This is a genomic window from Cellulomonas olei, assembly GCF_039548315.1.
GTDB lineage: Bacteria > Actinomycetota > Actinomycetes > Actinomycetales > Cellulomonadaceae > Cellulomonas.
On the sequence record NZ_JBCLVN010000001.1, the window covers coordinates 64,072 to 85,351 of the forward strand.

Genomic DNA, 21,280 nt, shown 5'->3' on the forward strand with positions numbered 1-21,280 from the left:
GGAGTCACAGCCCTTCCGCCAGGGGACCCAGCGCGAGAACGGGGAAGTACGTCAGGGCGGTCACGATCACCGCGACGCCCGTGAGGAGGCCGACGAACTGCGGCCGGTGGGTGGGGAGCGTCCCGGCGGTGGCGGGGACCACGTCCTGCGCGGCGAGCGAGCCCGCGAGCGCCAGCACCAGCACGACGGGCACGAACCGGCCGAGCAGCATCGCGACGCCCAGCGCCGAGTCGAACCACGGCGTGCTCGCCGTCAGCCCCGCGAACGCCGAGCCGTTGTTGTTGGCCGCGGACGTGAACGCGTACAGCACCTCGGAGAAGCCGTGCACGCCGGGGTTGGCCATGGAGCCCTCCACGCCGGCGCGCACCCCCGGGACCGCGAACGACAGCGCGGTGCCCGCGAGCACCAGCGTGGGCGTCACGAGGATGTACAGGGACGCGAGCTTGATCTCGCGCGGCCCGATCCGCTTGCCCAGGTACTCCGGCGTCCGCCCGACCATGAGGCCGCCGACGAACACGGCGACGACCGCGAGCACGAGCATCCCGTACAGGCCGGAGCCGACACCGCCCGGAGCGACCTCGCCGAGCATCATGTTGAGCATCGGGAACAGGCCGCCGAGCGCCGTGAACGAGTCGTGCATCGCGTTCACCGACCCCGTCGACGTCAGCGTGGTGGCGCCCGCGTACAGCGCGGAGGCCGCGACGCCGAACCGCTGCTCCTTGCCCTCCATCGCGGCGCCCGCGAGCTGCGGCGCGGTGCCGGCGCCGTGCATCTCGACGACCGTCAGCGCCACGGTGCTGACCAGGAAGATCGACGCCATCGCGGCGAGCACCGCGTAGCCCTGTCGGTCGCTGCCGACCATCCGCCCGAACGTCCGGGGCAGGCTGAACGGGATCGCGAGGAGCAGCACCACCTCGAACGCCGACGTCCACGCGGTGGGGTTCTCGTACGGGTGCGCCGCGTTCGCGTTGAAGAACCCGCCGCCGTTGGTGCCGAGCAGCTTGATGGCCTCCTGCGAGGCGACCGGGCCGCCCGGGAGCGTCTGCGTGCCGCCGGCGAGCGTCGTCACGTCGGTGAACCCGGACCAGCTCTGGACCACGCCGCCGGCGACCAGGACGACCGCCGCGACCACCGAGAGCGGCAGCAGGATCCGCAGCGTCCCCCGCACCAGGTCGACCCAGAAGTTGCCGATCGTCCCGCTGCGGCGCCGGGCGAACCCGCGCACCAGCGCGACGGCCACCGCGAGCCCGACCGCCGCGGACGCGAAGTTCTGCACCGCCAGGGCACCGGCCTGCACCGCGTAGCCGAGCGTCGCCTCCGGGGAGTACGCCTGCCAGTTCGTGTTCGTCACGAACGACACGGCCGTGTTGAACGCGAGGTGCTGCCCCACGCCCGGCAGGCCCAGGTCCCACGGCAGCCACGCCTGCAGCCGCTGCAGCGCGTAGACGAGCAGCACGCCGACCAGGGAGAACGCCAGGACGCTGCGCGTGTACGCCCGCGGCGACTGCTCCGACCCCGGGTCCACCCCCAGCACCCGGTACAGGACGCGCTCCACCCGCAGGTCCCGGCCGGAGGTGTACACCCGCGCCATGGCGTCGCCCAGCGGCCGGTACAGCGCGGCGAGCACGAGCACGACGGCCGCCAGCTGCGCGGCGGCCGCCCAGCCCGCCCCCATCAGAACCGCTCCGGCTTCACGAGCGCCCACACCAGGTAGACCACCGCCGCGACGCCCAGGACGACGGCCAGCAGGTCGAGCACGATCACAGCCGCTCCACCCCCGAGGCCACCGCGCCCACGAGGGCGAACAGGACGACCACGGCCGCCACGACAACCAGGTCCAGCACGAGGGGGCTCCCTTCGGACGGGGCCGCACCGGCGCTCGGCCGGGCGGCGACCCCGGCGAGAGCGGGGCCGTCGCCCATCACACGCCCGCCGTCGGGGTGCCGGCGGCGATCCTCACGGATCCCATACGGCCCGCGACGCGGTGCTCACGGATCCCGTGCGGCGGGCGTCCGCGCTACCGTCCGGTCGTGCCCCCGTCGTCCCCGCCCGGATCGGTGTCCGTCTCGCAGACCGTCGCCGCCGCGCCCGACGCGGTCTGGTGGGCGCTGACCGCCGGGCGCGCCGCGTGGTGGCCCGAGCTCGTCTTCGACCCCGTCGCCGGGTCCCCGCTCGTGGAGACGTGGACCGAGGACGGCGAGGTGCGGTCCGCGACCGGCGAGGTGGTCCGGTGCGACGCCCCGGGCCTGCTGGCGTTCCGGTGGCGCGAGCCGTCGTGGGCGCACCCCCTGGACGTGACGATCCGCCTCGCCGCCGCCGGGGCGGGGACGGAGGTGACGCTCACCGAGTCCGGGTTCGCGACCGCCGGGACCCCGCCCACGCTGCCCGCCGAGCACGCCGAGGGCTGGCGGTACCACCTGCAGCGCCTCCGCCGGGTGTCCGAGACCGGCTCCGCGGGGCCGTCGCCGCGCGCATGATGGGGACCGTGCCGCCCGCCCTGCAGGACCTCGCCTGGCCCGTCACCACCGAGCGCCTGACGCTGCGCCCCGCCACCGCCTCCGACGCCGAGGCGGTGTGGCGGTACCGGCGCCTGCCGGCCGTGGCGGAGTGGATGACCGCCGTGCCGGGCGCGCTCGACGCGTGGGCCCCGCAGTTCGCGGAGCCGGACCGCCTGCGCGTGACGCTGGTCGCCGAGCACGAGGGCGTCGTCGTGGGCGACCTCATGGTCCGCGTCGAGGACGCCTGGGCGCAGACGGAGGTGGCCGGCGACGCCGCGGCGACGCAGGCGGAGCTCGGCTGGGCGTTCGACCCGGCGCACCACGGCCGGGGACTCGCGACGGAGGCCGCGGCCCGCGTGCTCGGGCTGTGCTTCACCGACCTCGGCCTGCGCCGCGTCACCGCCCTCTGCTTCGCGGACAACACGCCGTCGTGGCGGCTCATGGAGCGGATCGGCATGCGGCGCGAGGCGACGTTCCGCGCCGAGTCGCTGCACCGGTCGGGGCGGTGGCTGGACTCGTTCGCGTACGCCCTGCTGCGCGAGGAGCAGGCCGCCGCGCGCGGGTGAGGCGCGCGCGGCGGCCCGGCCTCAGGCCAGCGAGCGCGCGAGCAGCTCGAGCGTGTCGACGACGCGGTTCGAGAAGCCCCACTCGTTGTCGTACCAGGCGACGACCTTGACGTGCCGGCCGTCGACGCGGGTCAGGAGCGAGTCGAACACCGACGACGCCGGGTCGCCGGTGATGTCGGACGACACCAGCGGGTCCTCCGAGTACTCCAGGACCCCCGCGAGCGGCCCCGCCGCCGCGGCCCGGTACGCCGCCAGCACGTCGTCGCGGCTGACGTCGCGGGACACGGTGGCGTTCAGCTCGACCAGCGAGCCGACGGGCACGGGGACGCGGATCGAGTCGCCGGACAGCCGGCCGTCGAGCTGCGGCAGGACCAGGCCGATGGCCTTCGCGGCGCCCGTCGTGGTCGGGACGATGTTGACCGCTGCCGCCCGCGCCCGGCGGGCGTCCCGGTGGGGGCCGTCCTGCAGGTTCTGCTCCTGCGTGTAGGCGTGCACGGTGGTCATGAACCCGTGCTCGATGCCCGCGAGCTGGTCGAGGACGAGGGCGAGCGGGGCCAGGGCGTTGGTGGTGCACGAGGCGTTCGACACCACGGTGTGGACGGCCGGGTCGTACGCGTCGGTGTTGACGCCGTAGGCGATCGTCACGTCCGCGCCGTCGGACGGTGCGCCGACCAGCACGACGCGCGCGCCGGCGTCGAGGTGCCCGCGGGCCGCGGCGGCGGACGTGAACCGCCCGGTCGCCTCGAGGACGACCTCGACGCCGAGCTCGGCCCAGGGCAGCGCGGACGGCTCGCGCTCGGCGAGCACCCGGATGCGGTGCCCGTCGACGACGATCGCGTCGCCGTCGACGGTGACGGGCCGGCCGAGCCGGCCGGCGGTGGAGTCGAACGCCAGCAGCCGGGCCAGCGCGGCCGGCTCGGCGAGGTCGTTGACGGCGACGACCTCGAGGTCGCTGCCGCGCTCGAGCAGCGCGCGCAGCACGTTCCGGCCGATGCGGCCGAAGCCGTTCACGGCGATGCGGGTCATGGTGTCCTCCTGGTGGTGCCTGATCGGTCGCGACCAGCCTGTCCGGGCGGGCGCGCGCCCGACAGCGGCCGAGGCGCCACGGTCCGCACGGATCTCGCCAGCCGGGCCGCGGCCCCTACTCGCCGCGCGTGAACGTGCGGCGGTACTCGCTCGGGGTCGTCCCCAGCACCCGCTGGAAGTGCCGCCGCAGGTTCGCGCCGGTGCCCAGCCCCACGTCGGCGGCGACCTGCTCGACGGAGCGCTGCGAGCGCTCGAGCAGCTCCCGCGCCGCGTCCACGCGCACCCGCAGCACCCACTGCATCGGCGTGTAGCCGGTCTCGTCGACGAAGCGCCGGGAGAAGGTGCGCGGCGACACCGCCGCGTGCCGCGCCATGACCTCGAGCGTCAGCGGGGCGTCGAGCCGGCGCAGCACCCACTCCCGGGTCGCGGCGAACCGCTCGCCCAGGGGCTCGGGCACGCTGCGCGGCACGTACTGCGCCTGGCCGCCGCTGCGGTACGGCGCCGCGACCAGCCGCCGGGCCGCGTGGTTCGACGCCGCGACGCCGAGGTCCCGCCGGATGATGTGCAGGCACAGGTCGAGGCCGGACGCCGCGCCCGCGGACGTGAGCAGGCTGCCCTCGTCGACGAACAGCACGTTCTCGTCCACGGTCACGCGGGGGTACCGGGCCGCGAACGCGCGCGTGTAGTGCCAGTGCGTCGTCGCGCGCCGGCCGTCCAGCAGCCCGGTCGCCGCCAGCGCGAACGCCCCGGTCGAGATCGCCGCCAGGTCCGCGCCGCGCCCGTGCGCCGCGACGAGGGCCGCCACGACGGCGGGCGGCGGGTCCTCCCGGTCCGGGAACCGGTACCCGGGGATGAACACGACGTCCGCCCACGCCAGCGCGTCGAGGCCGTCGGCCACGTGGTACGACAGGCCGTCGCCGCCGCGCACCAGGCCGGGCGCGGGCCCGCACACCCGGACCTCGTACGGCATGGACGGCCGGGTGGTGAACACCTGCGCGGGCATCCCGACGTCCAGCGGCTTGGCGCCCTCGAGCACCAGGACGGCGACGCGGCGCAGGCGGGTGTCCGGCACGGCGCCAGCGTAGGCGCCGTGCCGGACCGCCGGTCAGCCCGCCCGGAAGCTGCCGACGAGCGTGCGGAGGTCGGCCGACATGGCGGCGAGCGACTGCACGGCGTCCCGCGACTGCGCGACCCCCTGCGTGGTGTCCGACGCGCCGTCGGCGACCCCGGAGATGTTCGCGGCGATCTCGCTGGATCCGGTGGCCGCCTCGGCGACGCTCCGGTTGATCTCCGCCGTCGTGGAGGTCTGCTCCTCCACGGCGCTCGCGATCGTGCCCTGGAACGCGCTGATCTGCCCGATGATCCCGCTGATCTCGTCGATCGCCGCCTCCGCGCCGCCCGCCTCGGACTGGATGGCCTCCACCTGCTGGGCGATGTCCCCCGTGGCCTTGGCGGTCTCCTGCGCGAGCTCCTTGCCCTCCCCGGCGACGACCGCGAAGCCCTTGCCGGCCTCGCCGGCGCGGGCCGCCTCGATGGTGGCGTTGAGCGCGAGCAGGTTGGTCTGCTCCGCGATGCTGGTGATGAGCTTGACCACGTTGCCGATCTGCCGGCTCGCGTCGCCGAGGCGTGCCATGGTCGTCGCCGTCGAGCCGACGGTGGCGACCGCGCGGTCGGCGACCTCCGCGGCGCGCGCCGCGTTCTGCGCGATCTCCTGGATGGAGGCGCCCATCTGCTCGGAGCCCGCGGCCACGGTCTGGACGTTGCGGGACACCTGCTCGGCCGCCGCCGCGACCACGCCGGCCTGGGCGGACGTCTGCTCCGCCGCCGCGGCGATCTCCCCGCTGGTCGCCGACATCTCCTCGGCCGCCGCCGACAGCGCGCCCGACGACGCGTCGATCGTGGCCACGACCTGCCCGAGGTCGTCCATCGCGGTGTCGAGCGCCTCGCCCATCAGCCCGAGCTCGTCGCGGGAGCCGAGCGCGGCCCGGACCGTCAGGTCCCGGCGCGCGATGCCCTCGGCGACGGCCCGCACCCGCGTGATCCCGCCGCGGATGGACCGCGCGACCACCATGCCGAGGCCGACCGCCAGCGCCGTGCCCACGGCGAGCAGCACGATCACCTGCAGGCGGTTGCTGCGGTACTGCCGGGAGGCGGCGTCGGCTGCCGCGGCGGCCGACTCCCTCTCGTGGTCCACCAGCGCGGTGACGCTCGCGTTCATCGAGTCGATCAGGCCCTGCGCCTTGCTGTCGCGCAGCTCGACGAACCGGGCCAGGTCGCGGTCCCGGCTGGCCGGCAGCAGGTCGTTGTCCCGGACGGCCGCGTAGGCGTCCAGGCCCGTCACGAACTCGTCGAGCGACGCGCGCTGCTCCGCGCCGAGCCTCAGCTCGCCGTACGTGGCGGCGGCGTCGCGGATCTCGGCCTCCGACGCGTCGATCTTCTGCTCGGCGGCGTCCTTCGCGGCGTCGTCGGTCACGAGCATGTGGTTCGCGACCTGGAACCGCATCTCCACCGTCGCGCGGCGCATGACGGCCGCGTACTCGAGGCCCTTGAAGCTCTGCTCGTACATCGAGGTGGTCGCCTGGTCCGTGCGCCCGAGCGCGGCGATGCCCATGACGCCCACGGCCGCGCCGACGGCGGCGGCCACCAGGACGGCGGCGAGGATCTTGGTGCTGACGCCCCGGTCCCGGAACCAGGCGACGAGCGTGCGGCGGTGCGGTGCTGTCGGTGCTGTCGTGCCCATGGCACGGCCCCCTTGTGTCCAGTGGTCGTCCGGTGTCGTGCCGGCCGTGGACTGCTGATCGCCGTCGCGGGCGCGCTCAGGAGGGGACCATCGTCCCTCGCGGGCGGCGGGGTTCCCGTGTCCACCCCGCGACCTGGGACTTTGAGCGGACCTGATCCGCAGATTCGGCGATCCGAACTGCTTCACGCACCGCCCGCCGCTGCCCCCACCCGCCGTGCGAGCGCCGCGGTCGCCTCGGCGAAGGCGTCCGGCCCGAGCACCGTGAACGGCGCGTCGAACCGCAGCACCCACGCGAGCAGCCCGGCCCACGACCACGACCCCGCCGTCACCCGGCACGCCGTCGCCGAGACGGGCACGAGGACGCCGTCGCCCAGCCAGGGGGCGACCGCGGCCGCCGGGAGCTCGAGCAGGACCTCCCCTGTGCAGGGCCAGGCCCCGGCGGCGTCGGGGTCCGGTGCGGGGTTGGGCGCGGTGTCGACGCCGGCGTCGACGCCGGGGTCGAGGCCCCGCGCGCGGGCCGCGAGGAACGTGCCGGCGTCGCCGGTGGGCACCGGCCGCGGGTCGAACCGCGCGCCCGCCGGGTGCCGCGGCGCCATCCGGTCCAGCCGGTAGGTGCGCCAGCCCGCGGCCCCCGGGTGCCAGGCGAGCAGGTACCACCGGCCCCCGCGGGCGACGACGGCGTGCGGCTCCACCCGCACCGGGTCCGCGCGGCCGGCGTAGTCGAACCGCAGCGTCCGCCGCTCCCGCGTCGCGGAGCTGACGGCCTCGAGCACCGCCGGGTCGACCCGCTCCGCGGGCGGTGAGCCGGAGAACCGGATGCCGTCGACGCGGTGCCGCAGCCGCGACGGCATCACCTGCCGGACGGTCGCCAGGGCGCGCGCGGCCGCCTCGTCGACGTCCACGCCGCTGGACGGCACGTGCCGCAGCGCGACGGCCACCGCCACCGCCTGCTCGTCGTCGAACAGCATCGGCGGCAGCTCCGAGCCCGCGGCCAGGCGGTAGCCGCCGTCGGGGCCCGACGTCGCGGCGATGGTGTAGCCGAGCTCGCGCAGCCGGTCGACGTCGCGCCGGACGGTCCGGGTGGTCACGTCGAGGCGGTCGGCGAGCACCTGCCCGGGCCAGTCGCGACGGGACTGGAGCAGCGAGAGCAGGGCGAGCAGGCGCGTGGCGGTCCCGGGCACGCCCCCAGTGTGCGCGCGGTCGAGGACACGACCTGTCCGCGACATGGTCCACCGTGGCGGCACGGCACCGGCCCGGTGACCGCCGACCCACGCGAAGGACGGACCCGATGACCCTGACGACCACCACCCACCTGAACTTCCGCGGCACCGCCCGCGAGGCGCTCGAGCACTACCGCGCGGTGTTCGGCGGCACCCTCACCACCGCGACGTACGCCGACCTCGGCGCACCCCAGGACGTCCCCGGTGCCGACCGGCTCGTGTTCGGGCAGCTCGACACCCCGGACGGCCTGCGGCTCATGGCGTACGACGTCCCCGGCGAGCCGGCCCCGGGCCTGGCCGGGCCGGCCGGCAGCACCCGGCGCGAGAACGGCCTGACCCTCACCGACCGCCCGTTCTTCCAGTCGCTGCGCGGTCGGTCGCTCGACGAGGTCACCCCGCTGTGGGACGGCCTCGCGGCAGGCGGCCAGGTCGTCGAGCCCCTCGTGGCGTCCCCGTGGAGCCCCGGCTTCGGCATGCTCACCGACCGGTTCGGGGTGACGTGGGTGGTCGACGTGGAGGCGCCGCGCGCGGGATGAGCCCCGGCACCGGCCGGTGCAGCACGTCACGGCCCGCCCAGGTCCGGGCGAGCCGTGACGTGCATCCGCGGAGTCCCGTGCTGCCGAACCGCGCGGGTCCGCGTGTCAGCGCGCCGCGAGCGCCCGCCCCGCGGCCGCTGCCGCCGCCTCGGCCTCCTTCTTCTGCAGCGCGGCCGGCTCGGCGAGCGCGTCGAGGGCGGGGTTGACGCCCACCAGGGTCAGCTCGCGCTCGACGACCGTGAGGTCGGCGCCCCAGACCTCCGCGAGGATCCGGCGCAGGTAGCCGGTGGCGTGGTCCCAGCCCTCCTTGGGGGTGCCGGGGCCGTAGCCGCCGCCCCGCGTGGTCACGAGCACGACGGGCGTCCCGTCGAGCAGCCGGTCGCCGGGGGCGCCGCCCGCGATGGCGAGGTCGATCCACGTCTTGACGTGCTGGGAGACACCCCAGTTGTAGAGCGGCAGGGCGAGCACCGCGGCGTCGGCCTCGCGCAGCTCGGTGGCGAGCTGCTGGGCGAGCGCGACGGCGCCCGCCTGCTCCGGGGAGCGCTGCTCGGGGGCCGTCCAGCCCGCGCCGACGGCGGTCGCCCAGGCGTCGGCGGGCAGCGGGTCCCGGCCGAGGTGGCGGTGCACGACCGCCTCGGCCGGGCGGGAGGCGGTGAGCTCGGCGAGCACGAGGTCGGCGAGCGCGGCGCTCGCGGAACGGTCGCCCTGGATGGTCGAGTCGACGCGCAGCACGGTCATGGGTGGCTCCTGCCAACGAGGTGTTGAAAGTTCAAGACGTCGCGCACTCTAGACACGCTCGCATTGAAAGTTCAACACCCGTAGACTGCACGGCATGTCACAGCCGGAGCCGGACGTCACGCCGTGGCTGTCGGGTGCGCAGCTGGACGACTGGCGCGCGGTCATGGCGCTGGTCATGACGCTGCCCGTCGTGCTCGACGCCCAGCTCAAGCGCGACTCCGGCATGACGCTGTTCGAGTACCACGTGCTCGCCGCGCTCTCGGAGAGCCCCCACGACGAGGCGGCGATGAGCGACCTGGCCCGCCTCTCCCAGAGCTCCCCCTCGCGCCTGTCGCACGCCGTCGGGCGGCTCGAGGACGCCGGCCTGGTCGTCCGCGGGTCGTGCGTCGCGGCCGGGAAGCGGACCAGCGCCCGCCTCACCCCGGAGGGGCGGGCGCGCGTCGAGTCCGCGGCACCCGGGCACGTCCGCGAGGTGCGCCGCGTCGTCGTCGACCTGCTCGGCCCCGAGCGGTTCGCGGCGCTCGGCGACGCCGGACGCGCTGTCGTGCAGGCCGCCGTGCCCGAGCTCGCGGCGGTCGTCGCCCCGATCACCGACCGGGGCGACGCGTGACCGGCACGGCCCACCCGCCGTACACGCTCGAGCCGGTGGCCTGGGACGACCCGCGGGCCGCGGCCCTGCGTGCCGCGATGGACGCCGAGATGGGCGAGCGGTACGGCGACCTCGGCCCGATGTCCGACGCGGCGCGCGAGGCGCTCGCCGTCGACCCCGCCACGATCCGGCACGTCGTGCTCGCGGTGGACCACGACGGCACGCCCCTCGGGCACGCCGCCCTGCGGGAGCACCACGGGGAGTGGGAGGTCAAGCGCGTCGTCGTCGCCGCCGGCCACCGCGGCCGCGGGATCGGCCGCGCGGTCATGACGGAGGCCGAGCGGGTGGCCCGCGCCGCCGGCGCCCGGCGTCTCGTGCTGCAGACCGGGGACCGGCAGCCGGAGGCCGAGGGGCTGTACGTCGCGCTCGGCTGGTCCCGGATCCCGACCTACCCGCCGTACGAGGTGCTCGCCCAGTCCCGGTGCTACGGCAAGGAGCTGGACTGACCCCGCGACCCGGTCAGCCGCAGAGGACCTCCGGCCACCCGTCCATCACGACGACCCACGTGCCGCCGTTGGTGCTCTGCACGTGGCAGCCGACGTCCGCCGTCCAGTCGACCCCGGTCAGCCCGGAGCCCTTCCCGCCGAACCGCGCGTAGACCGACACGGGGGCGTTGAGCTCCGCGAGCGCCGGTCCGGTCTCGTCGTACGGCCCGAGGCTCTGGCTGCTCTCCGCGGCGTCCCACGACTGCGTCCCGTCCGGGGTGAGCTGCGCCCCGGGGACGGAGCCGAGGCCGAGCACGCAGTACGCCGAGTCCTGCCAGTCCGCGCCCTCGGCCGAGATGCCGTTGTAGCCGCTGCACGCCGCCGACTCCAGCGGGTACAGCGCGACGACGCTCACGGCCGGCGCGGTCATGTTGCGCTCCGCCGTCGTGTTGGTCACCGACCCGCCGACACCCGACGCGCCCACGGCCTCGAGCTGACCGGGAGGGGCGTCGGTGACGTCCGACGTGAAGGGCTGCATCCGGCCCGACAGCTCGTACGTCGCGGTGTAGCCCTCGCCGTCGACGACGCTGTAGGAGGTGGAGAACGTCGCGGAGAGTCCCTGGGCGAGGGCCGTCGTCGGGTCGATGCCGGCACCCGCCGACGCCCCCGGGGCGGCGGCCGCGGCCTGGATCGCCTCGACCCGCTCGGCCTCGAGGTACAGGCCGACCTCCGCGTTCGCGCCCTGCGTGAACGCGGGGATGACGTCGTTCTCGGGGTCGAACCGCCACGACGTCTCGCCGTCCACCCAGCTCACCACGGCGTTGGTGAAGCCGGTGAAGTCGTCGGGCAGGCGCAGGGACGTGTCGCTGTACTCCCCGGTGGGGTTGCCGTCCAGGTCGGTCACCTCCGTCGGCACCCCGCCGGCGGCCTCGCCCCACGCCCGCACGTCCGCCTGCGTCGGCCGGCCCGGGGTGTCGAGGTTGAAGTACTCGACGACGAGCCGCCGGTAGCGCGTCCCGGAGTCCGTGGTGCCCTCGTCCCCGACGACGTACCCGCAGCCGCCGGGGAGCAGCGGCGTCGACAGCTCCCCGTCCAGCAGGGCGGCGTCGAGCGGCTCGGCCCAGTCGTCCTCCCCGACGGAGACCAGGCTGAGCTCCTGACCCGTCGGGCAGCCCTCCGGCACGGGGTACGACACCGGCGAGACCTCCGGCTCCGGCGACTGCGCGCCCGCGCCGTCGGTGCCGGTGCCGCCGCCGCCGCACGCGGTCAGCAGGGCCACCGCCGCCGCCAGCGCCGGGGCGGTCGTCGTCCGGCGGCGGGGTGCAGGGGGTCGCATCGGGTCTCCTCACGGTGGGGGCGCGGGTCCGCGCCGCGCCGCGTCCGGGCGGTGCGGGGACCCGTCGGTCCGGACGGTAGGCGCGGCACCGGGGGCCGCGGCACCCCCGGGGCGTGCGGGAGCGTGCGGACTTCTCGCTCCGGTGGTGCGGAAGGTCCCCGCCGAGCCCGGGCGCGGAGGCGGGGGCCGCGCCGAGGGGCCCGGGCTGATGGGCAGGCCGGTCGGCTCACCCCGCTAAGGTCGGTGCCGTCGAACGGGAGGACCAGCGCGATGCCGGCTGACGGAGCCCCGACCCGCCGCCCCGGCGGCCGCACCCGCCGGGTCACCGAGCGCCTGTACGCGGCGGCCGTGGAGCTGCTGGCCGAGCGGGGGCTCGACGGCCTGCAGTACGACGAGCTGGCCGCCCGGGCGCAGGTGGGGCGCGCGACGGTCTACCGGCGGTGGCCGGACCGGGACGGGCTGCTCGCCGACGTGCTGGAGCACTTCGCCGTGACGTCGGTGCCGATCACCGACACCGGCGACGTGGTGGAGGACCTGACGGCGTTCGTGCACGCGTTCGCCGCGGCTGCGGCGTCCCCCGCCGGGCGGGTGGTGCTGCAGATCCTGCTGCGGCGGGTGGACGAGGACGACGACCTGCGCCGGGCGGGCGTCCGGCTGCTCGACCAGCGGACCGCGGACCTGCAGCGGCGCCTCGACCTGGCCACGGCGGCCGGGCAGCTGCCGCCGGTGGGGGCGCCGTTCGTCAACATGATGCTCGCCGGGCCGGTGCAGTGGTCGACGCTGCGCCGGGCCCGGCCCCTGTCGGTCGCCGAGGCGCGCGACGTCGTCGAGCTCGTGGTGGCCGGGTTGCGGCAGACCGGGCGGCTCTAGGTCCCGGAACCTGCGCGCGCGGCGCCACGTCGCCCGTTCCCGGCGCACGACCCGCGGCCCGGCCGGCCGGCGGCGTTAACGAGATACTTTGTCTCGTCAACGGGCGGGAACGGCTCGCCCCGAGCGAGGGACCTCACCATGGTGGACACGTCGAGCTTCGGGTGGGACGGCCACGTGCCGCCGACGCCCCTGGAGGAGTACGCGCCGAAGTACGCCGACTTCTTCGAGATGCGGCGCGAGGACGGCATCCTCGAGCTGCGCCTGCACACCGACGGCGGGCCGTACGTGCACAACTGGGCCGCGCACAACGCGTGGAACCGCGTCTGGCAGGACGTCGGCAACGACCCCGAGAACCACGTACTCATCATCACCGGCACGGGCGACACCTGGTTCCGGGGCGACCCGCGCCAGACGTGGCCCAAGCCGCTCGTCGAGGAGACGCCCGACTACATCTTCCAGCAGACGATCGACGCCTGGAAGCTCATCGAGAACTTCGTCAACTGCATCGACATCCCCACGATCGCGGCGGTGAACGGGCCCGGCATCCACACCGAGTTCGCCCTCATGTGCGACGTCACGCTCGCCGCCGAGGACGCCGACTTCATGGACCCGCACTTCATGGTCGGCACCGCCCCCGGCGACGGCCTGTCCCTGGCGCTCCAGCACCTGCTGGGGACCAAGCGGGCCGCGTACGCCATCTACGGCGGCACCTCCATCCCCGCGCCGAAGGCCCTCGAGTGGGGCCTGGTCAGCGACGTGCTGCCGCGCGACGAGCTGCTCCCGCGCGCCTGGGACCTGGCGCGCGACATCATGAAGCGGCCGCGGTTCGCCCGCTGGGCGACGCACAACATCCTCAACCGCCCGTGGCGCAAGCTCGTCACCGAGGACTTCGGGTTCCACTTCTCGCAGCAGTCGCTCGCGACCGTCGCGGCGAAGACCCTCATCCCGGACCCCGAGCTCGTCGCGGACGCCCGCGGGCGCAAGGTCTGGTGACCCGGTGACCGGAGGCGAGGTGCACGGCGTGGAGCTGCGGGGCGGGCGCACCGCGTTCCGCGTGGCCGGGCCCGCGGACGCGCCGGCGCTCGTGCTCGTCCACGGCCTGCAGATCGGGCAGACCCTGTTCGACCCCCTGCGCCGGCACCTCGCCCCGGCCTTCCAGGTCATCACGTACGACCAGCGCGACTGCGGCGGCAGCGCGTACCCGCCCGCCGGCTACGGCACCGACGACCTCGCCGACGACCTCGCGGCGCTCGTCACCGCGCTCGGGCACCCCCGCGTCCACGTGCTCGGCACGTCGTTCGGCGGGATGGTGGCGCAGGCCTTCGCGCTGCGGCACCCGGCGCTGCTCGACCGGCTGGTGCTCGGGGCCACCTCCCAGGCGCCGTTCCGACCCGGGCGGGTCACCGGACCCGTCGCCGACCTGCTCGCCGCGCTCGGCACGGGTGACGCCGGGCGCGCCGCGGCGCTGCTGGCGCGCATGGCCCCGGCCACCAGGGCGGCGACCGCGGGCGCTGGTGACGACGGCGCCGCGGCGGCCCGCAGCGCCGCCCTCGTGCGGCGGTTCGCGGCGACGCGCGGCTTCGACACCCGCGGCGCCCTCGGCGGCGTCGCCGCGCCGGTGCTGGTGGTGCACGGGCGCGACGACGCGACCGTCCCCGTCGAGGACGTGCTGGCGATGACCGCCGAGCTGCCCGACGCGGACCTGCTGCTGCTGGCGGGCGCCGGGCACGCGTGGGAGAACGAGGTGCCCGCCCGGGCCGCCGCGCACCTCACGGCGTTCCTCCGCGCCGAGGGGTGACGCGCCCGGGCCGGGGACGCCGGCTCAGCACTCCACGACGTTGACGGCGAGACCGCCCAGCGCGGTCTCCTTGTACTTGTGGCTCATGTCCGCCCCGGTCTCGCGCATGGTCGCGATCACCTGGTCGAGCGAGACCCGGTGGTCGCCGTCGCCCCAGAGCGCCATCCGCGCCGCGTTGACCGCCTTGGCCGCCGCGATCGCGTTCCGCTCGATGCACGGGATCTGGACCAGCCCGCCGATCGGGTCGCACGTCAGGCCCAGGTTGTGCTCCATGGCGATCTCGGCGGCGTTCTCCACCTGCCGCGGCGTGCCGCCGAGGACCTCCGCGAGCCCCGCGGCCGCCATCGACGACGCGGACCCCACCTCGCCCTGGCACCCGACCTCGGCGCCCGAGATCGACGCGTTCGCCTTGTACAGCGTGCCGACCGCCGCCGCGGCGAGCAGGAAGCGCTCGACCACGTCGTCCCGGTCGGCGCGACCCGCCGGGGTGTAGTCCAGCGCGTACGACAGCACCGCGGGCACGACCCCGGCGGCGCCGTTGGTCGGTGCGGTCACGACGCGGCCGCCGCTGGCGTTCTCCTCGTTGACCGCGAGCGCCACCAGGTTCACGCGCTGCTGCCAGTGCGCCTCGTCGTGGTGCGGGTCCTCCCGCTCGAGCCGCGCGGCCCACTCCCCCGCCCGTCGGCGCACGCCCAGGCCGCCCGGCAGCACGCCCTCGCGGGCGACCGCCGAGCGCACGCACGCCTCCATGACCTCCCAGATGTGCCGCAGGCCCCGCGAGATCTCGTCGTCGGAGCGGCGCGCGCGCTCGTTGGTGCGCATCACCTCGCTCACGGCGAGCCCCGTCGACCCGCACACCGCGAGCAGCTCGGCGCCCGTGCGGAACGGCAGCGGGAGGGGCGCGGCGTCGGTGCCGTCCGCCGCGTCGCCGGCGGCGTCCTCCCCCTCGCGCACGACGAAGCCGCCGCCCACCGAGAAGTACGTCCCGGCGGCGAGCTCGCGGCCCTGCGCGTCGGACGCGGCGAACGACAGCGCGTTGGGGTGCCGGGGGTGCACCGTGAGCGGGCGGAGCACGAAGTCCTCGACCCGGCACGGCACCGGGTGCCGCCCGTCGAGGTCGACCGTGCCGGTGCGCGTGATCCGGTCGAGCAGGGCCTCGGCCTCGTCGGGGAGGACCCGGTCCGGCAGGGCGCCGGCGAGCCCCAGGAGGATCGCGGTGAACGTCCCGTGCCCCGCGCCGGTGGCGGCGAGGGAGCCCAGGACGTCGACCCGCAGCGTGTGCACCTGTTCCAGGGCCCCCGCGTCCGCCAGGCGCCGCGCGAAGTCGGCGGCCGCCTTCATGGGACCGACCGTGTGCGAGCTGGACGGGCCGATGCCGATCGTGAACAGGTCGAAGACCCCGACGGTCTGCTGCGTCTCCATGGCACGCGACGATAGGCAGCGCGTCAGCGGCTCTCCGCGCGGTGCAGGATCCGTACCTCAGTCGGCGTCGTCGCGCGCGAAGTCGGTCGGCAGGGGGACGAAGGTGCCGGTCGCGTGCCCGTGCCCGTCGAGCACCCGGCCCTCCTTCTTCAGGCTGCGCAGGACGACGGAGCGGTCGGCGATCGACACGTCGGGCACCCGCTTGCCGATGGCCACCTCGAGCCGCTGGACGTCGGCGAGCGTCCGCATCCACACGGAGAGCACCAGGTTGTACGGGCCGATCGTCGACACGGCCAGGCGCACCTCCCCGAGCCGGGTGAGCGCCGCGCCGACCCGCTCCGTCAGCGACGCCGGCACCCGCAGGAAGTACCACGCGTGCACCGGCCACCCCGAGTACGCCCGCGCGATCTCGGTGCGCACCTCCAGGCGCCGGCGCGCGGTCAGCGCCGCCAGCGACTCGCGGACCCGGCGCTGCCCCACGTCGAGCGTCCGGGCGATCGTCGCCACCGTCGCGCGGCCGTCCCGGCCGAGCACCGTGAGCAGCGCCTCCTCCAGCTGCGGGTCGACGCGCAGCCGGGCCGCACCCGGCGCCGGCACCGTGCGGCCCACCGCCGCCGCCTCCTCCGGGGACAGCGCTCCCAGGCGCCACTGCCCCGCGTCGGTGAACGGCGAGGAGAGCAGGTGCGTGCGGGTGGCCCGCACCCCGTCCAGCCCCCGCATCCGCCCGATGACGTAGTCGCCCAGCGCGGTCAGGTCGGGGGCGCCGACCAGGACGAGGAGGTCCCGGCCGCCGGCGGTGTGGTCGACGGTGAACGACTCGGCGTCCGCGGCGAGCGCGTCCGCGATCTGCGGCGTGGCACCGGGCTGCGCCTCCACCTCGAGGATCGCCGCCGGGCCGCGGGCCGCCGAGCCCGGGAGCCCCGCCACCCACGCCACCCCCTCGCCCGCGAGCCGCTCCCAGCGCCGCGCGAGCGTGACCGCGTCCACGCCGACGACGGGCGCCAGCGCGGCCCAGCGCGCACGCGGGCTGATCTGCAGAGCGTGGATCATGCGCCGGTCGACCTCGTCGAGGCTGCGTCCCTGCACCGGGCTGCGGGTGGCCGTCATGATCCTTCACCCTACCGAGGCCGCCGGCACGGGCGGGACATCCTGCACGCGACCCGTCCGCCGCGTCGATCGAGGAGCGATGTCCGTCACCCAGCCCCCGCCCGTCCACCGCGCCCCCGACGACGTGCGCGCCGCCGTCCTCGCCTCACGCGCCGACTGGGAGCACGCCGTGCTCGGGCTGAGCGCCCGGATCCACGCCACCCCCGAGCCGGCGTTCGAGGAGCACGGCGCCGCCGCGGCGGTCGCCGGCGTCCTGCGCGACGCCGGCTTCGCGACCACCGTCGGCGCCTACGGGCTCGGGACGGCCGTGGAGGCGACCTGCGGGACGGGCGACGTCACGGTCGCCGTGTGCGCCGAGTACGACGCGCTGCCCGGCATGGGGCACGCGTGCGGGCACAACCTCATCGCGGCGGCCGGGGTCGGCGCCGCGCTCGCCCTGGCCCGCGTCGCGGACCGCACCGGCCTGCGGGTGAAGCTGCTCGGCACCCCGGCGGAGGAGCACGGCGGCGGCAAGGTCCTGCTGCTCGACGCCGGCGCCTGGGAGGACGTCGACTTCAGCCTGATGGTCCACCCCGGCCCGGGGCACGACGTGCGCTGCGCCGACGTGCGCACCCAGGCCGCCGCGCGCTTCGACGTGACGTTCCGGGGACGCGGCGGGCACGCCGGCGCGGCGAACCCCGGCGGGGCCAACGCCGCCGGCGCCGCCACGATCGGCCTCGTCGCCCTGGGCCTCCTGCGCCAGCACCTGCCCGACGGCACCCGCGCGAACGCGTACGTGGCCGACGGCGGCGAGGCGACCAACATCATCCCGGCGGCCGCGACCGTGCGCGCCGAGGTGCGCGGCGACACGCTCGCGGCCGTCGAGGACGCCCGACGTCGAGTCCTCGCGTGCTTCGAGGGCGGCGCCGTCGCCTCCGGGTGCACCTGGTCCTGGACCGACGCCGAGCCCACCTACGCGGACGTCGTGCAGGACCCCCTGCTCGCCCGGGCGTGGGACCGCAACCTCGCCGCCCTGGGCCGCTCCCCGCAGGCGTACGCCGGGCCCGCGGGCGGGTCCACCGACATGGGCACGGTGTCCCACGCCGTGCCCGCCATCCACCCGCTCGTCGCGATCGAGGGCTGCGACTCGGCGCCGCACACCCCCGAGTTCGCGGAGGACACGATCGGCCCGGCCGCCGAGCGCGCCGCCGTCGACGGTGCCCTGGCGATGGCGCTGACCGCGGTGGACACGGTGGCGGCGCTGCGGGCCGGGGAGCGGCTGGGGACGCCGCCGCCCGGGAGGTAGCCCGCCGGGCCGGCTCACACGCGCAGCTCGACCCCCGCGAGCGACTCGACCTCCGCCCACACGCGCCGCGCCGCGTCGTCCCCCGGCTCGGCGGTCCGCACGGGGACGGGGAGCAGCGCCGGCACGCCGCGCGTCCCCTCGGCCGGCGCGTAGTACTCCCCGCCGCGGACGCCGGGGTCGGTCAGCGCGCGCACGCCGGGCCAGGCCGCGGCGTCCTTGCCCTGCGCCCAGGGCGTGTACGGGTTGCGCCGGTACGGGGTGGACCGGTCGCGGATCCCCGGGCGCTCGGGGGTGCGGGCGTCGACGCCGACGCCGGGGTGCGTGACCACCGACGCGACGGGCCGTCCGGCGGCGCGCAGCCGGCGGTCCAGCTCGAACGCGAGCACCTCCGTGACGGCCTTGGCCTTCGCGTACGCCACGATGCCGAGCCGCGGCACCCGGGCGACGTCGTCGAACCCGGGGCGGAACCGGCGGACGAAGCCGGTGGACGCGTGGACGACCCGGCTCTCGCCGCCGTGGGCCGCGGCGGTGGCGGCGAGCAACGGCAGGATCCCGGCGAGCAGCCGCGCGTGCCCGACCACGTGGGTGCCGAGCAGCAGCGGCAGGCCGTCCGCCGTACGGGCGCCCGACCGCATCGACATGGCGCCGCCGTTGAGGAACACGCCGTCCAGGCGGGGCAGCGCCGCCAGCTCCGCGGCCGCGTCGTCGACGGCGTCCAGCGAGCCGAGCTCCAGGACGACCGTCCGCACGTGCGCGTCCGGGGTGCGGGCGAGGATCGTGTCGCGCGCGTGGGCCAGCCTGGCGGCCGACCGGGAGGCGAGCACGACGTCGGCGCCCGCCGCCGCGAGCTGCTCGGCGGCGAAGTACCCGATCCCGGCGGTCGCACCGGTGACCACCAGCGTCCGGCCGTCCTGGCGCGGCAGGCGGAGCGGGTCCCAGGCGGTGCGCCCGGTCGTCCCCGGGGTGGCGGTGCGGTCGGTGCGGTCCGTGTGGTCGGCGTCGTCGGTGCGGGTCGGCGTGGTCATGGCGTCCTCGTCTCGAAGTGGATAGCCCATCTGCTACGGGACCATACCGGATGATCCATCCGCTTCGGTTACGCTGAGCGCATGACGCCCCTCCGGTCCGACGCCGCCCGCAGCCGCGAGCGCATCCTCGCCGCGGCCGCCGGCTGCCACCGGGCCGACCTGCGTCTCAACGAGGTGGCCCGCGCCGCCGGGGTCGGCGTCGGCACCGTGTACCGGCACTTCCCCACCGTGGACGCGCTCGTCGAGGCGCTGACCGCCGGCACCGTCGAGCAGGCCCTCGACGCCGCCCGCACCGCGCTGCGCACCGAGGACGCCGGGGCCGCGTTCCACGGCTTCCTGTCCGCGATGCTCGACCTGCTGCTCGCCGACGACGGCCTGCAGCCCGTGCTGCTCGCCGCGGACGGCTCCTCCTCCGAGGTCGGCCGCGCCAAGGCCGAGCTCACGGAGACGGCCGCGACCCTGCTCGACCGCGCGCAGCGCGCCGGGGCGGTCCGGGCGGAGCTGACCCTGGGGCAGCTCATGCACCTGGTCTGCGGCATCGAGCACGTCGTCCGCCTCGGCACGCCCGAGGACCGGGCGACGGTCACGGCGGTGCTCCGCGCGGGGCTGCGGCCGGACTGACTAGCACTAACCGGATCTGGAACCTCCACATCCACTTTCTGGCGTACGCTGCGGGCATGACCACCGACGCCCCTCCCGTCCGCCGGCCCCGGGCCGACGCCGAGCGCAACCGCAGGCGGGTGCTCGACGCGGCGTCCCGCGTGTTCGCGGAGCACGGTCCGGCGGCGACGCTCGGCGACGTCGCCCAGGCGGCCGGCGTGGGCATCGCCACGGTGTACCGCAACTACCCCGACCGCGAGGCCCTGCTGGACGCCCTGTTCGCCGACAAGATCGACACGGTGCTGCGGGTCGCCGTCGAGGCGGCCGAGCTGCCGGACCCGGGCGAGGCGTTCCGGACGTACCTCATGGGCATCATCGAGGTGCACGCGCAGGACCGCAGCCTCGCGACCGTCCTGTTCGGGCCCGGCCGCTTCGACCGCTTCCCGCCCGACCTCAGCGACCTCCTCGCCACCACCGCCGACGGCCTGATCGACGCCGCCGTGGCCGCCGGCGAGCTCCGCGCCGGGTTCACCCGGCAGGACACCGTCGCCCTGGCCGTCATGGTCAGCGGCATCGCCCCCGCGATCCGCGACGTCGACCCCGCGCTGTGGCGCCGCTACGCCGCGCTCGTCGTCGACGGCACCCGCCCCAGCGCCTCACCCGAGCCGCTCGCCCCCGAGCCGCCGGCGTTCCGCGCGGTCGCCGAGGCCATGGGCCGCACCCTCGAGAGGCCGTGACGCCGCCGTGACCGCACCCTCCCCGACAGGGGCCGGGCTCGAGCAGCTCGGCGCACGGCTCTACGCCACCACTCCACCGGCCCCGCTGCCGTTCATGGCCGGCGTCGACCTGCGCGCCTTCGTCCTCGACGCCGCGGACGGCCCCGTCATCGTCTACAACAACCCCGGCATCGACGCCGCCGCCGAGCAGATCCGGTCGCTCGGCACACCGAAGCGCCTGCTCGTCAACCACTGGCACGAGGGCATGCACGGGTCCCCCGCGCTCGACGTGCCGACGTTCGTCCACGAGCGCGACCGGGCGCACACCGAGCGGTCCATGCGCGTCGACGTCGTGTTCGGCGGACGGCAGCGGCTCGGCGACGACCTGGAGGTCGTCCCGAGCCTCGGCCACACCGCCGGCACCGCGTTCTACCTCTGGGACGACGGCGAGCACCGCTACCTGTTCCCCGGCGACTCGCTGTGGGTGGAGGACGGCGTGTGGCGGGCCGTCATCCTGGGCGAGAGCGACCGGTCCGCGTTCCTGGAGACGCTCGCGCTCATGCGGGACCTCGACTTCGACGTCCTCGTGCCGTGGCCCGCGCAGCGCGGCCGGCCCGTGCTCGAGCCCGTCACCCCCGAGCGCGCGCGGGAGCAGATCGACGGGCTCGTCGCGCGGATCACGGCGGGCACGCCGGGGCCGAACGTCTAGCGCCGACCCCTCCG

At 76.1% G+C, this 21,280-nt stretch carries 24 protein-coding genes; 12 read left to right on the plus strand and 12 right to left on the minus strand.

Annotated features, from left to right (window positions below; all coding sequences use genetic code 11):
• Positions 1–4: 4 nt before the first annotated feature.
• From kdpA to AAHH18_RS00285, 3 genes are read right to left on the minus strand one after another with little or no spacing between them, the layout of a single operon-like run.
• Positions 5–1,675: a potassium-transporting ATPase subunit KdpA gene (gene kdpA / locus AAHH18_RS00275; protein ID WP_343300140.1), complete on the minus strand. Its 1,671-nt coding sequence runs from the start codon at positions 1,673–1,675 to the stop codon at positions 5–7.
• Positions 1,675–1,764, minus strand: coding sequence for a potassium-transporting ATPase subunit F (locus tag AAHH18_RS00280; RefSeq protein ID WP_222170594.1), 90 nt, complete (start codon positions 1,762–1,764; stop codon positions 1,675–1,677). The genes kdpA and AAHH18_RS00280 overlap by 1 nt, the downstream gene beginning before the upstream one ends.
• Positions 1,761–1,922, minus strand: a complete 162-nt coding sequence (locus tag AAHH18_RS00285; RefSeq protein WP_283319199.1) for a hypothetical protein — start codon at positions 1,920–1,922, stop codon at positions 1,761–1,763. The genes AAHH18_RS00280 and AAHH18_RS00285 overlap by 4 nt, the downstream gene beginning before the upstream one ends.
• A 108-nt stretch (positions 1,923–2,030) precedes the next feature.
• On the opposite strand from AAHH18_RS00285, the gene AAHH18_RS00290 reads away from it, so the two are divergent.
• Both AAHH18_RS00290 and AAHH18_RS00295 read left to right on the plus strand, forming a co-directional pair.
• The gene (locus AAHH18_RS00290) at positions 2,031–2,477 is read left to right on the plus strand and encodes an SRPBCC family protein (RefSeq protein WP_343300141.1); all 447 of its coding nucleotides are present in this window, start codon (positions 2,031–2,033) and stop codon (positions 2,475–2,477) included.
• Positions 2,477–3,064: a GNAT family N-acetyltransferase gene (locus AAHH18_RS00295; RefSeq protein ID WP_459349049.1), complete on the plus strand. Its 588-nt coding sequence runs from the start codon at positions 2,477–2,479 to the stop codon at positions 3,062–3,064. Before AAHH18_RS00290 ends, AAHH18_RS00295 begins: the two co-directional genes overlap by 1 nt.
• Before the next feature lie 21 nt (positions 3,065–3,085).
• Here AAHH18_RS00295 and gap read toward each other — a convergent pair whose 3' ends face one another.
• The 4 genes from gap to AAHH18_RS00315 all read right to left on the minus strand — a co-directional run bounded on the left by gap (position 3,086) and on the right by AAHH18_RS00315 (position 8,011).
• The gene (gene gap / locus AAHH18_RS00300) at positions 3,086–4,090 is read right to left on the minus strand and encodes a type I glyceraldehyde-3-phosphate dehydrogenase (RefSeq protein ID WP_283319195.1); all 1,005 of its coding nucleotides are present in this window, start codon (positions 4,088–4,090) and stop codon (positions 3,086–3,088) included.
• A 115-nt stretch (positions 4,091–4,205) separates the two neighbouring features.
• Positions 4,206–5,162 carry a GlxA family transcriptional regulator gene (locus AAHH18_RS00305; protein ID WP_343300143.1) on the minus strand — a complete coding sequence of 319 codons (957 nt, stop codon included), beginning with the start codon at positions 5,160–5,162 and terminating at the stop codon, positions 4,206–4,208.
• 33 nt (positions 5,163–5,195) lie between these two features.
• Positions 5,196–6,830, minus strand: a complete 1,635-nt coding sequence (locus AAHH18_RS00310; RefSeq protein ID WP_343300144.1) for a methyl-accepting chemotaxis protein — start codon at positions 6,828–6,830, stop codon at positions 5,196–5,198.
• 182 nt (positions 6,831–7,012) lie between these two features.
• Positions 7,013–8,011: a helix-turn-helix transcriptional regulator gene (locus AAHH18_RS00315; RefSeq protein WP_343300145.1), complete on the minus strand. Its 999-nt coding sequence runs from the start codon at positions 8,009–8,011 to the stop codon at positions 7,013–7,015.
• 107 nt (positions 8,012–8,118) lie between these two features.
• On the opposite strand from AAHH18_RS00315, the gene AAHH18_RS00320 reads away from it, so the two are divergent.
• Positions 8,119–8,586 (plus strand): VOC family protein, encoded by a 468-nt coding sequence (locus tag AAHH18_RS00320; protein WP_343300146.1) that lies wholly within the window; start codon positions 8,119–8,121, stop codon positions 8,584–8,586.
• A 105-nt stretch (positions 8,587–8,691) separates the two neighbouring features.
• On the opposite strand, the gene AAHH18_RS00325 is transcribed toward AAHH18_RS00320, so the two are convergent.
• Complete coding sequence (locus tag AAHH18_RS00325) at positions 8,692–9,324, minus strand: FMN-dependent NADH-azoreductase (RefSeq protein ID WP_343300147.1); 633 nt, start codon at positions 9,322–9,324, stop codon at positions 8,692–8,694.
• A 94-nt stretch (positions 9,325–9,418) separates the two neighbouring features.
• Here AAHH18_RS00325 and AAHH18_RS00330 point away from each other — a divergent pair, with 94 nt between their 5' ends.
• Both AAHH18_RS00330 and AAHH18_RS00335 read left to right on the plus strand, forming a co-directional pair.
• Complete coding sequence (locus AAHH18_RS00330; protein ID WP_283319186.1) at positions 9,419–9,934, plus strand: MarR family winged helix-turn-helix transcriptional regulator; 516 nt, start codon at positions 9,419–9,421, stop codon at positions 9,932–9,934.
• Positions 9,931–10,419 (plus strand): GNAT family N-acetyltransferase, encoded by a 489-nt coding sequence (locus AAHH18_RS00335; protein WP_283319185.1) that lies wholly within the window; start codon positions 9,931–9,933, stop codon positions 10,417–10,419. Before AAHH18_RS00330 ends, AAHH18_RS00335 begins: the two co-directional genes overlap by 4 nt.
• Positions 10,420–10,432: 13 nt before the next feature.
• Here AAHH18_RS00335 and AAHH18_RS00340 read toward each other — a convergent pair whose 3' ends face one another.
• Positions 10,433–11,734, minus strand: a complete 1,302-nt coding sequence (locus tag AAHH18_RS00340; protein WP_343300148.1) for a hypothetical protein — start codon at positions 11,732–11,734, stop codon at positions 10,433–10,435.
• Between the two features lie 270 nt (positions 11,735–12,004).
• On the opposite strand from AAHH18_RS00340, the gene AAHH18_RS00345 reads away from it, so the two are divergent.
• The 3 genes from AAHH18_RS00345 to AAHH18_RS00355 all read left to right on the plus strand — a co-directional run bounded on the left by AAHH18_RS00345 (position 12,005) and on the right by AAHH18_RS00355 (position 14,402).
• Positions 12,005–12,604, plus strand: a complete 600-nt coding sequence (locus tag AAHH18_RS00345) for a TetR/AcrR family transcriptional regulator (RefSeq protein ID WP_283319183.1) — start codon at positions 12,005–12,007, stop codon at positions 12,602–12,604.
• Between the two features lie 138 nt (positions 12,605–12,742).
• Positions 12,743–13,597 carry an enoyl-CoA hydratase/isomerase family protein gene (locus AAHH18_RS00350; RefSeq protein ID WP_283319182.1) on the plus strand — a complete coding sequence of 285 codons (855 nt, stop codon included), beginning with the start codon at positions 12,743–12,745 and terminating at the stop codon, positions 13,595–13,597.
• Between the two features lie 4 nt (positions 13,598–13,601).
• The gene (locus tag AAHH18_RS00355) at positions 13,602–14,402 is read left to right on the plus strand and encodes an alpha/beta fold hydrolase (RefSeq protein ID WP_343300149.1); all 801 of its coding nucleotides are present in this window, start codon (positions 13,602–13,604) and stop codon (positions 14,400–14,402) included.
• A 24-nt stretch (positions 14,403–14,426) separates the two neighbouring features.
• Here AAHH18_RS00355 and AAHH18_RS00360 read toward each other — a convergent pair whose 3' ends face one another.
• Complete coding sequence (locus tag AAHH18_RS00360) at positions 14,427–15,824, minus strand: L-serine ammonia-lyase (RefSeq protein WP_283319180.1); 1,398 nt, start codon at positions 15,822–15,824, stop codon at positions 14,427–14,429.
• Between the two features lie 57 nt (positions 15,825–15,881).
• Positions 15,882–16,931, minus strand: coding sequence for an Lrp/AsnC family transcriptional regulator (locus tag AAHH18_RS00365; protein WP_283319179.1), 1,050 nt, complete (start codon positions 16,929–16,931; stop codon positions 15,882–15,884).
• Positions 16,932–17,010: 79 nt separating this feature from the next.
• Here AAHH18_RS00365 and AAHH18_RS00370 point away from each other — a divergent pair, with 79 nt between their 5' ends.
• Complete coding sequence (locus tag AAHH18_RS00370; RefSeq protein ID WP_343300150.1) at positions 17,011–18,216, plus strand: amidohydrolase; 1,206 nt, start codon at positions 17,011–17,013, stop codon at positions 18,214–18,216.
• A 14-nt stretch (positions 18,217–18,230) separates the two neighbouring features.
• Here AAHH18_RS00370 and AAHH18_RS00375 read toward each other — a convergent pair whose 3' ends face one another.
• The gene (locus tag AAHH18_RS00375; RefSeq protein WP_343300151.1) at positions 18,231–19,241 is read right to left on the minus strand and encodes an SDR family NAD(P)-dependent oxidoreductase; all 1,011 of its coding nucleotides are present in this window, start codon (positions 19,239–19,241) and stop codon (positions 18,231–18,233) included.
• A gap of 81 nt (positions 19,242–19,322) precedes the next feature.
• Here AAHH18_RS00375 and AAHH18_RS00380 point away from each other — a divergent pair, with 81 nt between their 5' ends.
• The 3 genes from AAHH18_RS00380 to AAHH18_RS00390 are packed head-to-tail and all read left to right on the plus strand — an operon-like array spanning position 19,323 to position 21,266.
• Complete coding sequence (locus AAHH18_RS00380) at positions 19,323–19,862, plus strand: TetR/AcrR family transcriptional regulator (protein WP_343300152.1); 540 nt, start codon at positions 19,323–19,325, stop codon at positions 19,860–19,862.
• Between the two features lie 56 nt (positions 19,863–19,918).
• The gene (locus AAHH18_RS00385; protein WP_283319174.1) at positions 19,919–20,578 is read left to right on the plus strand and encodes a TetR/AcrR family transcriptional regulator; all 660 of its coding nucleotides are present in this window, start codon (positions 19,919–19,921) and stop codon (positions 20,576–20,578) included.
• Positions 20,579–20,585: 7 nt separating this feature from the next.
• Positions 20,586–21,266 carry an MBL fold metallo-hydrolase gene (locus AAHH18_RS00390; protein WP_343300153.1) on the plus strand — a complete coding sequence of 227 codons (681 nt, stop codon included), beginning with the start codon at positions 20,586–20,588 and terminating at the stop codon, positions 21,264–21,266.
• The last annotated feature ends 14 nt before the right edge of the window (positions 21,267–21,280 follow it).

Coding starts and splice junctions, on each gene's coding strand:
- AAHH18_RS00320 (WP_343300146.1), top strand. CDS start 8,119: ATGACCCTGACGACCACCACCCACCTGAACTTCCGCGGCACCGCCCGC.
- AAHH18_RS00350 (WP_283319182.1), top strand. CDS start 12,743: ATGGTGGACACGTCGAGCTTCGGGTGGGACGGCCACGTGCCGCCGACG.
- AAHH18_RS00330 (WP_283319186.1), top strand. CDS start 9,419: ATGTCACAGCCGGAGCCGGACGTCACGCCGTGGCTGTCGGGTGCGCAG.
- AAHH18_RS00340 (WP_343300148.1), bottom strand. CDS start 11,734: ATGCGACCCCCTGCACCCCGCCGCCGGACGACGACCGCCCCGGCGCTG.
- kdpA (WP_343300140.1), bottom strand. CDS start 1,675: ATGGGGGCGGGCTGGGCGGCCGCCGCGCAGCTGGCGGCCGTCGTGCTC.
- AAHH18_RS00360 (WP_283319180.1), bottom strand. CDS start 15,824: ATGGAGACGCAGCAGACCGTCGGGGTCTTCGACCTGTTCACGATCGGC.
- AAHH18_RS00325 (WP_343300147.1), bottom strand. CDS start 9,324: ATGACCGTGCTGCGCGTCGACTCGACCATCCAGGGCGACCGTTCCGCG.
- gap (WP_283319195.1), bottom strand. CDS start 4,090: ATGACCCGCATCGCCGTGAACGGCTTCGGCCGCATCGGCCGGAACGTG.
- AAHH18_RS00295 (WP_459349049.1), top strand. CDS start 2,477: ATGGGGACCGTGCCGCCCGCCCTGCAGGACCTCGCCTGGCCCGTCACC.
- AAHH18_RS00380 (WP_343300152.1), top strand. CDS start 19,323: ATGACGCCCCTCCGGTCCGACGCCGCCCGCAGCCGCGAGCGCATCCTC.
- AAHH18_RS00375 (WP_343300151.1), bottom strand. CDS start 19,241: ATGACCACGCCGACCCGCACCGACGACGCCGACCACACGGACCGCACC.
- AAHH18_RS00370 (WP_343300150.1), top strand. CDS start 17,011: ATGTCCGTCACCCAGCCCCCGCCCGTCCACCGCGCCCCCGACGACGTG.
- AAHH18_RS00365 (WP_283319179.1), bottom strand. CDS start 16,931: ATGACGGCCACCCGCAGCCCGGTGCAGGGACGCAGCCTCGACGAGGTC.
- AAHH18_RS00285 (WP_283319199.1), bottom strand. CDS start 1,922: ATGGGCGACGGCCCCGCTCTCGCCGGGGTCGCCGCCCGGCCGAGCGCC.
- AAHH18_RS00385 (WP_283319174.1), top strand. CDS start 19,919: ATGACCACCGACGCCCCTCCCGTCCGCCGGCCCCGGGCCGACGCCGAG.
- AAHH18_RS00345 (WP_283319183.1), top strand. CDS start 12,005: ATGCCGGCTGACGGAGCCCCGACCCGCCGCCCCGGCGGCCGCACCCGC.
- AAHH18_RS00310 (WP_343300144.1), bottom strand. CDS start 6,830: ATGGGCACGACAGCACCGACAGCACCGCACCGCCGCACGCTCGTCGCC.